This is a genomic window from Epibacterium sp. Ofav1-8 (genome assembly GCF_022348185.1).
Classification (GTDB): Bacteria; Pseudomonadota; Alphaproteobacteria; order Rhodobacterales; family Rhodobacteraceae; genus Epibacterium.
This window is the reverse complement of record NZ_JAKRFD010000014.1, coordinates 121,961-131,894: the sequence shown is the minus strand read 5'-3', so window position 1 is coordinate 131,894 and position 9,934 is coordinate 121,961. Positions and strand designations below refer to the sequence as shown.

At 62.9% G+C, this 9,934-nt stretch carries 9 protein-coding genes; 6 read left to right on the top strand and 3 right to left on the bottom strand.

Going from position 1 to position 9,934, the window contains the following annotated elements; translation table 11 throughout:
• From betC to amaB, 5 genes are all read left to right on the top strand, one after another.
• Positions 1-1,190: choline-sulfatase (betC, locus tag MHM97_RS19460; RefSeq protein WP_239324635.1), on the top strand; the 1,190-nt coding region annotated here is incomplete at its 5' end.
• A gap of 90 nt (positions 1,191-1,280) precedes the next feature.
• Complete coding sequence (locus MHM97_RS19455; RefSeq protein ID WP_239324633.1) at positions 1,281-2,918, top strand: BCCT family transporter; 1,638 nt, start codon at positions 1,281-1,283, stop codon at positions 2,916-2,918.
• Positions 2,919-3,084: 166 nt separating this feature from the next.
• Entirely contained in the window at positions 3,085-3,513 is a 429-nt protein-coding gene (locus MHM97_RS19450; protein ID WP_239324631.1) for an Lrp/AsnC family transcriptional regulator, read from the top strand.
• Positions 3,514-3,686: 173 nt separating this feature from the next.
• Positions 3,687-4,808 (top strand): saccharopine dehydrogenase family protein, encoded by a 1,122-nt coding sequence (locus MHM97_RS19445; protein WP_239324629.1) that lies wholly within the window; start codon positions 3,687-3,689, stop codon positions 4,806-4,808.
• Between the two features lie 8 nt (positions 4,809-4,816).
• The gene (gene amaB, locus MHM97_RS19440; protein ID WP_239324627.1) at positions 4,817-6,325 is read left to right on the top strand and encodes an L-piperidine-6-carboxylate dehydrogenase; all 1,509 of its coding nucleotides are present in this window, start codon (positions 4,817-4,819) and stop codon (positions 6,323-6,325) included.
• 135 nt (positions 6,326-6,460) lie between these two features.
• Here amaB and MHM97_RS19435 read toward each other — a convergent pair whose 3' ends face one another.
• From MHM97_RS19435 to MHM97_RS19425, 3 genes are all read right to left on the bottom strand, one after another.
• Complete coding sequence (locus MHM97_RS19435) at positions 6,461-8,011, bottom strand: DUF427 domain-containing protein (RefSeq protein WP_239324625.1); 1,551 nt, start codon at positions 8,009-8,011, stop codon at positions 6,461-6,463.
• Between the two features lie 254 nt (positions 8,012-8,265).
• Positions 8,266-8,967, bottom strand: coding sequence for a winged helix-turn-helix domain-containing protein (locus MHM97_RS19430; protein ID WP_239324623.1), 702 nt, complete (start codon positions 8,965-8,967; stop codon positions 8,266-8,268).
• A complete protein-coding gene (locus tag MHM97_RS19425; protein WP_239324621.1) occupies positions 8,939-9,232 on the bottom strand; it encodes a hypothetical protein in 294 nt (97 codons plus the stop codon). Before MHM97_RS19425 ends, MHM97_RS19430 begins: the two co-directional genes overlap by 29 nt.
• A 168-nt stretch (positions 9,233-9,400) precedes the next feature.
• Between MHM97_RS19425 and MHM97_RS19420 the strand changes: the two genes are divergently transcribed.
• Positions 9,401-9,868 (top strand): hypothetical protein, encoded by a 468-nt coding sequence (locus MHM97_RS19420; protein ID WP_239324620.1) that lies wholly within the window; start codon positions 9,401-9,403, stop codon positions 9,866-9,868.
• Positions 9,869-9,934: the final 66 nt, after the last annotated feature.

The following is a 9,934-nucleotide window of genomic DNA, read 5'->3' as shown; positions in this document are numbered from 1 at the left end:
ACGGCTTTGAGGACCGGCTGACCACCGACATCTACCCGCCCGATTTCGGCTGGACGCCCGACTATCGCAAACCGGGCGAGCGCATCGACTGGTGGTATCACAACATGGGCTCGGTCACCGGCGCCGGGGTGGCCGAGATCTCCAACCAGATGGAATTCGACGACGAGGTCGCCTTTCACGCCACCCAGAAGATCTACGATCTGGCGCGCGGCAAGGACGACCGGCCCTGGTGCCTCACCGTCAGCTTCACCCACCCGCATGACCCCTATGTGACCCGCAGGAAATACTGGGATCTCTACGAGGACTGCGACCATCTGCTGCCCGAGGTGGGCGATCTGGGCTATGACAATCAGGACGCCCATTCCAAACGGATCTTCGACGCCAACGACTGGCGCAACTTCGACATTTCCGAAGAGGACGTGCGCCGCTCCCGCCGGGCCTATTTCGGCAATATCTCCTATCTCGACGACAAGATCGGCGAGGTGATGGAGGCGCTGCGCGGCACCCGTCAGGATCAGGACACCATCATCCTGTTTGTCGCCGATCACGGCGACATGCTGGGCGAGCGCGGGCTGTGGTTCAAGATGAGCTTTTACGAGGGCTCGTCGCGGGTGCCGATGATGGTGTCGGCGCCGCAGATGGCGCCGGGGCTGGTCACCGATCCGGTTTCCAACATCGATGTCTGCCCGACGCTCTGCGATCTGGCCGGGGTCAGCATGGAGGAGGTGATGCCCTGGACCGCGGGCGAGAGCGTGGTGCCGCTGGGTCAGGGCGCAGAGCGGCAGAGCCCGGTGGCGATGGAATACGCCGCCGAGGCCTCCTATGCGCCGATGGTGTCGCTGCGGCAGGGGCGCTACAAGCTCAACCTCTGCGCGCTGGACCCCGATCAGCTGTTCGATCTGGAGGCCGACCCGCACGAGCTGACCAACCTGGCCGGGGATCCCGCCCATGCCGAGGGTTATGCGGCGCTGAAGGCGATCGCCGCCGACCGCTGGGATCTGGACCGTTTCGACGCCGAGGTGCGCGCCAGCCAGGCCCGCCGCTGGGTGGTCTACGAGGCCCTGCGTGAGGGCGGCTATTTCCCCTGGGATTACCAGCCGCTGCAAAAGGCCTCGGAGCGGTACATGCGAAACCACATGGATCTCAACATCGTCGAGGAACAGGCGCGGGCGCCGAAACCGGAAACCTGAGCCCCTCATCACCCGCCTGCGCGCAACAAAAAAACGACCCCAAAATTACAGCGCGCAGGCCTTCCCCCACCTCCAACAGGGAGACGCGCAATGTCAATCAAACCACCGCTCACGGATCTGCCGATCAAGACGGCAGACCGGGGGTTCTACTCGGGCTTCAGCGTCGATGTGACGATCAGCTCGAAACTCGCGGTCGCAGGGCTGGTGCTCTGGGCCGTCGCCTTTCCAGAGCAGGCCGGCGCCGTGCTAGCCGGGTTCAACAGTTTCATCCTGTCGAATTTTGCCACCTGGTATGTCTATGTGATGGCGGCCTTTGTCATCGCCTGCCTGGGGCTCGCCTTCTGGCCATCGGCGGCGCGGCTGAAACTGGGGGAGGATCACGATGAGCCGGAGTTCTCCCGTTTTTCGTGGTTTTCCATGATGTTCGGCGCAGGCATCGGGGTTGGCATGCTGACCTGGGCGGTGGCCGAGCCGATCTACCATTTCAACACCAACCCGGATGTCATCCAGGGGTTTGCCAGTTCCAAGGAGATGGACAACTACCTGAACGCCTATAAGTGGTCTTACCTGCACTGGGGGTTCACCGCCTGGTCCTCTTATGCGATCGCCGGGTTGGGGCTTGGGTTCTTTGCCTATCGCCGCGGCCTGCCGCTGACCATCCGGTCGTCACTGGCGCCGTTGTTTGGCGAGCGTCTTTCCGGTCCGCTTGGGCATGTGATCGACATCGTGGCGGTCATTGCCACCATCCTCGGCGTGGCGCAGATGCTGGGGTTCGGGGTCGAGCAGTTCGTGTCCGGCATGGCGCGTATCGGCATCGGCGACTGGCTGTTGAACGAGCAGGGCACCGCGTCGTCGCTCGGCATCATCGTGGCGGTGCTGATCATCATGGGCGCCTCGACCCTGTCGGCGCTGTCCGGTGTCGGCAAGGGCATCAAGTGGCTGTCGAACCTGAACATGGTGCTGTCGACCTTCCTGCTGGGCTTTTTCCTGATCTTTGGCTCCACCTGGTTTGGCTTGAATGCGCTGTTTGGTGGGTTCTGGACCTATGTCACCGCGCTGCCCGAGATGATCTTTACCGTCTATCAGAGCAACGGGTCGGAAACCGGCGACAAGCTGGTCGGCTGGCAGGGCGGCTGGACGGTTTTCTACTGGGCCTGGTGGGTGGCCTTTGCGCCCTTTGTCGGCCTGTTCCTGGCGCGGATTTCCAAGGGGCGCACGGTGCGTGAATTTGTGCTGGGCGCGGCGATTGCGCCTGCGATCATGTGCTTTGTCTGGTTCTCCTTTGCCGGCGGCACCGCCATCGATCTGGAGCTGAACGGGGCCGCAAATGGCGCGATCTTCTCGGTTCCGGATGGCGACAAGATCTTTGCGATGACGGACCTGATGCTGTCGCCGGTGCTGTCCTGGCTGATGGCGGTGCTGATCGTGGTGCTGCTGATGACCTATCTGGTGACCTCGGCGGATTCGGCGGTTCTCATCGTCAACACCATCAATGCCGCCGGGGACGAGGGGCCAAAGGCGCGCCCGCATATCCTGTTCTGGGGTGCGGCCCTTGGTCTGGTGGTCGGGGCGCTGCTGCTGGTCGGCGGGCTCAAGGCGATCCAGACCGCGATGGTCATCGGCGCCTTGCCGTTCTCCATCGTGATGGTGCTGATGTGCATTGCGCTGTTCAAGGCGATCTATCGCGATGGCCTGCGGGAGCGCGCGCGTCGCCAGGCGGCGGAATAAGCCACGCGCCCAGACCATAGCAACAGGTGGGGCCGGCCCGTGATCTCGCGGGCTGGTCCTTTTTTCGGGCGTGGTCGCGGCTTTGCCCACGCCGTCCCCGCACAAAGCGCTTGCGTCCGGGGCGCAGGGTTTGCAGTAGTTTCCGGCAGATCAGCTTGGAGGCATCATGGACGATCTGGATCGCCGGATCATCGCGGCACTGCAACACAACGCGCGTGAATCCACCACCAAACTGGCGGCAAAGCTGGGGGTGGCGCGCACCACCGTGCATGAGCGGATCACCCGGCTGGAGGAGCGCGGCATCATCACGGGCTACACCGTGGTGCTGCGCGACCCCGACGAGGGCAACCGGGTCATGGTGGTGGTGCTGTTGGAAGTGCAGCAAAAGGAAACCGGCCGCATTATCAAGCGGCTGGAGTCCTACCCGGAAATTCGCCAGTGCCTGTCGATCAATGGCGAATACGATCTGATGGTCTCGGCCGAGGCGCCGCGGATCGAGGACCTGGACATTCTGGTCGATGAGGTGGGCCGCATTCCGGGCGTGCAGCGCACCAATACGCTGGTGGTCTTTGGCCGCCGGATTGATCGCGTTTGAACGATGTGACGATTGATCCGTCATTTTGGCGCAATTTTACGTCACTCCGACAATCCTGACCCTACAAAACGAACAATTGAACCTGCACCATATTGGGAACGCATGTCTGGAGGAGCGCAAAGCCGGTCCCCGCCTTTGCGTGACATGCTCAAACTTGAGGAGGTGCAGGTCATATGCAGTGGAACATCTGTGTCGTGGGTGCGGGCAAGATCGGTCAGGCGATTGCCACGTTCCTGAAAACATCCGCCAATTACCAGGTCACGCTTGCGGATCATGATCTGAATGCATTGAGCGCGGTTGCGGATCTGGGCGTGCCGACCCGGCAGATCGACGCCAAGGATCCGGTGGATCTGGCCAAGGGGCTTCAGGGCTTTGACGCGGTGATTTCCGCCGCGCCGTTCTTTTTGACGCCAATGATTGCGGAGGCCGCCAAGACGGCGGGCGCGCATTATTTCGACCTCACCGAGGATGTGGCCGCGACCGATGCGGTGCGCAAACTCGCCGAAGGGAGCGAGACGGTGTTCATGCCCCAAAGCGGCCTTGCGCCCGGTTTTGTGGGCATCGCGGGCGCGTCACTGGCGGCAGAATTCGATGAGCTGGACAGCCTGCACATGCGGGTGGGTGCGCTGCCGAAATTTCCGACCAACGCGTTGAAATATAACCTCACATGGTCCACCGACGGGCTGATCAACGAGTACTGCAACCCCTGCGATGCCATCGTGTCTGGCGCGCGCACCAAGACCGCGCCGCTCGAAGATTACGAGCGTCTGAGCCTTGATGGGGTGGAGTATGAATGTTTCAACACCTCGGGCGGGCTTGGCACCCTGCCGGAGACGCTGGACGGGAAGGCGCGGGCGGTCTCGTATCGGTCGATCCGCTATCCCGGCCACTGCGACATCCTGAAAATGCTGCTGCATGATCTGGGGCTGGAACGCCGCCGCGATCTGATGAAAGAGATTTTCGAGAGCGCATTGCCGCGTACCGATCAGGACGTGGTGCTCGTCTACTGCACCGCGCGGGGCCGCATAAATGGCGAGCTGCGTGAAAAGAGCCTGATCAACAAGAGCTATTCCCGTCAGATCGGCGGCAAGACATGGAGTGCGATCCAAGTGACCACCACCGCAGGCGTTCTGGGTGTGGTGGATCTGGTGCGGCGCGGCGAGCTGCCCACCAGCGGCTTTGTGCGTCAGGAGCAGGTGAACCTTCAGGCGTTCCTCGAGACCGAATTCGGCCAGCTCTACCGGGCGGGCGACATCGACCACATGACAGACACAACAAAGTTGGCAGCTGAGTGATGAAAGACATGGCACGAACAGCAGACGATATCCTGAAGAACCTCGACCTCACAGCAGCAGAGCTGAGCGGTGGCAATCGCGCGGTGCGCTCGCCCATTGATGGCAGCACGCTGGCCGAGGTCCACGACACCCCTGCAGGCGAGATGCCCGCGATTCTGGAACGCGCACAGTCCGCGTTTAAGGCATGGCGCGTGGTGCCGGCCCCGCGGCGCGGCGAACTGATCCGCCTGCTCGGCGAAGAGCTGCGCGCCGCCAAGGATGACCTTGGCGCGCTGGTCAGCTGGGAAGCGGGCAAGATCACTTCTGAGGGCCTTGGCGAAGTGCAGGAGATGATCGACATCTGTGACTTTGCGGTGGGTCTGTCGCGCCAGCTTTATGGTCTGACGATCGCCTCGGAACGGCCCGGTCACAGCATGCGCGAGACTTGGCATCCCTCGGGGCCGGTGGGCGTGATCTCAGCGTTCAACTTCCCGGTTGCGGTCTGGTCGTGGAATGCGGCGCTGGCGATTGTCTGCGGCGATCCGGTGATCTGGAAACCGTCGGAGAAAACACCGCTGACGGCGCTGGCCTGTACAAAGATCTTTGAACGCGCGGTGAAACGCTTTGGCGAGGACGCGCCCGAGGGCCTGCTGCAGACCCTGATCGGCGATGCGGAACTGGGCAAGGTGCTGGTCGCCAGCCCATCCGTGCCGGTGATTTCGGCCACGGGGTCGACCCGCATGGGCCGCGCGGTGGCACCTGTGGTGGCAGAGCGGTTCGGCAAGTGCATTCTCGAACTGGGTGGCAATAACGCGATGATCGTGGCCCCCTCGGCGGATCTGGAAATGGCGGTGCGGGCGATTGTGTTCTCTGCCGTGGGCACCGCCGGTCAGCGCTGCACCTCGCTGCGCCGCCTGATCGTGCATAACTCCATCCGCGCGGATCTGGTGAAGCGCCTGAAGGCCGCCTACGCCGGTCTGCCGATTGGTGACCCGCAAGCCGAGGGCACGCTGGTTGGCCCGCTCGTGGACGAGGCCGCAGGCGATGCGATGACCTCGGCGCTGAAGGCTGCCAAGAGCGAGGGCGGCACGGTGCATGGTGGCGCGCGCGTCACCGAGGGCGTGCCCGCCGGTGGTGTCTATATGGCGCCCGCCATCGTCGAGATGCCCGGTCAGAGCGCGTCGGTCAAAGAAGAGACCTTTGCGCCGATCCTATACGTCATGGGCTATGACGATTTTGAGGACGCGGTGGAGATGCAGAACGACGTGCCACAGGGGCTGAGCTCCTGCGTGTTCACGCTCAATATGCGCGAGGCGGAGAGCTTCCTCACTGCGGCGGGTTCTGATTGCGGCATTGCCAACGTCAACATCGGCCCGTCGGGCGCGGAAATCGGCGGTGCCTTTGGCGGCGAGAAGGAAACCGGCGGCGGGCGCGAGAGCGGCTCTGACGCGTGGAAATCCTACATGCGCCGCCAGACCAACACAGTGAACTATTCCCCAGAGCTGCCGCTGGCGCAGGGTGTGAAGTTCGACATCTAAGGTCCGGCAGGTCCTGATCTGGCTGTCGCGCAAGCGGCAGCCGCGCGCCCGCCAGAGTGCGGCGGGACACGCTGTGTGATGGTAACGAGTGTCTGAGGGTTTCCCTCCCTGCCGACTGCGGCGGGGAGGTTTCTGTCAGTCTGCCGCGATGGCAAAGCTCTCGACCGGCTGCGAGACATTGTGCAGCTTCACATGTCCCAGCGGCTTGGCCTCGGCGGTTTCCGTCAGGATGTCGCGCGACACCACGATGCGGTGGCCAATGGTCTTGCCATAATCACCCAGACGTGCGGCGATATTGGCGGCCTGACCGATCACGGTGAAATCCAGCCGCTCCTGCGAGCCGATATTGCCATATAGCACCGACCCCGAGGCAATCCCGATGGCGCAGTCCAGATTGGGCAGCGACGGGCAGGGCTCGATCTCGGCCAGCGCGGCGACAATACCCCGTGCGGCAGCAAGCGCCTGCGCGCGGGCTTCGGCCGGATTCTGGCCTGCGGGGAACACCGCCAGCACCGCGTCGCCGATGAACTTCAGCACCTCACCGCCGTTTTCATGCACCACATCGGAGGTGGTCTCGAAAAACCTGTTGAGCAGCTTGATGTATGTGTCGCGCGGCAGGGTTTCTTCGAGCAGGGTGGAACCGCGCAGATCGCAGAACATGATCGCGGCGTCGATCTCATCGCCCTCACCCCGGCGGATGTTGCCCCCAAGCACCCGCGCACCGGAGCGCTTGCCCACGTAGGTTTCCAGCACGGCCTGCGCGTTTTCACGCTGCATGAATACCTCGTAATAGCGCGCAATCACCGCAGAGCATTCAAAGATCAACCCCAGATCAGCAGTGCTGAAGCCATCGGGGGCGTCGGATGCGACGGTCAACACATTGATCCGCCCGTCCGAGAACGGCAGCGGCATGGCGACATAGTCGGTCATGCCGCGGTCGCGCAGATCGCGCAGGATCGGAAAGTCCTCGGGCGGGGTCGCGCCGGTCAATCGGTAGCGCAGCCCGCCAAGCCCCTTGGACACATGGCGCAGCGGAGAGTTCTTGAACTCCGGCTTTTCGTGGATCTCGTAGGAGGGCGAAAAGGTCTCCACCCCCGGTACGCCTTTTTCCCACAGGTAATGGTGGCCCGCGATCCGGGGATGCAGGGCCCAGGCGAGGATGGTCAGGCGGCTGACGGGCAGGCCTTGTTCGTGCAGTTTGGCGACGAAGGCCTGGGTGAAATCCTCGGGCGAGGGCAGGAAGGCCGCCTCGCGCAGGAGCCAGTCCACCAATGGGCCGGAGATATTGCCGTCATCGGGCGCTTGCAGGCGGTTTGGACCCAGATCCAGCCGGTCGAGCGCCTCGGGGATGAAACCGATATGGCCTTTGATCTGGCGCGCCTCGGGCAGGGTTTCGTCATAGCTCCAGACCGCGCTGCACAGCTCCTTCTTGCCGGGCAGGATCAGGTCGCGGTAATGGGCGGTGCCCTTGAAGGGGCAGAAGGTGGTCTTGCTGCAGGCCTTGTCCATATCCACCAGCAGGTCTTCCTTGGGGAAATAGACCACCGGGGAGAGGCGGGTTTCATACATCACCTTGGCACGGCTGCTCTGCGCGAGCAGCGTGTCGCCGTGATAGGCAGCAACCGGGCCGTCCAGTTGTTCCACAAGGATACCGTAACCGCTGCGCGGTGAGACCTGAATGTTCATGGGGTGTATCTGTCCAAAGCTAGCCTTCCTAATATGGGAAGGTTTGCGGCAGATTTCCAGTCCCTTCGCCGGCAGCGGGGATCACATTTGAGGGATTGCGCCGTGCGGTGCACGTCGCCGGGGGGCAGGCCGCGCCTTCGGCGCGGCCTGCCGGGCCCAACGGGCGGATGGGAATTTTCAATTCACAGACGACGGGCGGGAGCGCCCCCCGCCTTTTGCGTATCCGGGGTGACGGAGGTGGACCGGGGCGGGTGTCACACCATACGGATCACATCCTTGTTGATCGCCAGCACATAGCCGCGTTTGGCGATGTTCTTGACCAACAGCTCGCTGATCATCTGATTGCCAAGGGTGTCGCGCAGGCGTTTGATCCGCGTGGCCCCGGCGGCCTCTTCGCAGTCACTGCTGGATTTGCCGGAAATCACCGCCTCGATTTCAGCGCCCGAGAGCACATCATCGTCGAGCCGCGCCTCCGCCAGCACCGACAGCGTTTCCATCGCGGCGTTGGTGAGTTTGAAGCCCATATTGTTGAGATAAACGGTGTTTTCCTCGCGGCTGATCAGCAGCTCGGTCACCTGAATCCCGGCGCGTTCGATCTGCGCCATGCGCCGGTTCAGCATCACCAGCATCGCCAGCACCACCAAAGCGGCAATCATCATCGCGGTGGCAAAGACCAGAAGCACAAAGATCACCATCCGATAGCTTGCCAGCGTGTCGGCAAAGGCGGTGCCGCTCTGGGCGAGGATCTCCAGCAATTTGACCTCGGCCTGGGTGGTGAGGTCGTTTTCCACAAAGAGCCGTTCGATCCGGGCGTTGAACGCATTGCCATCGGGCAGGGTCAGAAGCAGCACCGTACCCGCGACCACCAGGAGTGCCACAATGGCGCAGATCCCGAGGGCGATCACCCGGGACCCGGCGTTTCGGACCTCAGAAACGGAGAAAGTGGGATCCGGCATCCGCTTTCCTTTTGTCGAGCCCCTCGGGGCCAAAAACGGACAGGACGTTCAGAAGCGTCCAGCCTGCGCGTTGCAGACGGGCGGCCACCTCATCGCGGGCGGCGGATTTGGAGCAGGCCCCGGAGAGTTCCATCACACCGTAATGGAGCTTGAGCGGCTGGTCCTGTTTTGCCTTGTAGTCGGCATAGCACCCGGCCGCATGCGCGGGCTGCGCGAGGGCTGCGAGGAGCAGCAGAAGGGCGGGGATCTGGCGCATGTGTGTCATGTGCTCATCATGCCGTCGGGGCCGCTGATATTCAATGACAACAGGGTGTTGGGGCGCTGATATTTGATAACAGGCGGGCGTTATTGCCTGTCTGGAGCCCCCGGGGCGAGGCTTGGGGCATCCGGTTGATTGCCAACCGCCACATGCACCCACATAGGATAAATCGATATGACCTGCCTCGCCTCTTCTTCTCGCAACCTCCACCGTAAATTCATTGCCGCCGTGATTGCCACGGCCATTGCCGTCACCGGGTTTTCCGCCGCACCGGCGCGGGCTGATGGCGACGACATTGCCAAGTTCATCGCTGGGGCTGCGATTCTCGGCATCATTGGTGCCGCGATCAATGACAGTAAGAAAGACCGCCGCCACCGGCCGCATGTTGACCCGAAACCACATCCCAAACCGCTGCCGCCGCGCGTGCGTCGCTACGACCTGCCGGCGCATTGTCTGACCAGTGTCCGGGTGCGCGGCAAGGACCGTAACCTCCTCGGCATGCGCTGCCTGCGTCGCAACTACGATTATGTGCGCGAGCTGCCGAACCGCTGCTACCGTGAATTTGACACCCGCCACAAAAGCCGTCGCGGCTACCGTCCCGGCTGCCTGCGCAAACACGGCTACCGTCTGGTGCGCCGATAAGCGCCAATGGTAAGAGAGCAGTCCACTGGGGCGCGTCCTGCGCCCCTTTTTTGTGCCGGCACCCTT

Bases quoted from the DNA above. Each gene is read 5' to 3' on its own strand.
- MHM97_RS19455 (WP_239324633.1), top strand. From the start codon at position 1,281: ATGTCAATCAAACCACCGCTCACGGATCTGCCGATCAAGACGGCAGAC.
- MHM97_RS19450 (WP_239324631.1), top strand. From the start codon at position 3,085: ATGGACGATCTGGATCGCCGGATCATCGCGGCACTGCAACACAACGCG.
- MHM97_RS19445 (WP_239324629.1), top strand. From the start codon at position 3,687: ATGCAGTGGAACATCTGTGTCGTGGGTGCGGGCAAGATCGGTCAGGCG.
- amaB (WP_239324627.1), top strand. From the start codon at position 4,817: ATGGCACGAACAGCAGACGATATCCTGAAGAACCTCGACCTCACAGCA.
- MHM97_RS19435 (WP_239324625.1), bottom strand. From the start codon at position 8,011: ATGAACATTCAGGTCTCACCGCGCAGCGGTTACGGTATCCTTGTGGAA.
- MHM97_RS19430 (WP_239324623.1), bottom strand. From the start codon at position 8,967: ATGCCGGATCCCACTTTCTCCGTTTCTGAGGTCCGAAACGCCGGGTCC.
- MHM97_RS19425 (WP_239324621.1), bottom strand. From the start codon at position 9,232: ATGACACACATGCGCCAGATCCCCGCCCTTCTGCTGCTCCTCGCAGCC.
- MHM97_RS19420 (WP_239324620.1), top strand. From the start codon at position 9,401: ATGACCTGCCTCGCCTCTTCTTCTCGCAACCTCCACCGTAAATTCATT.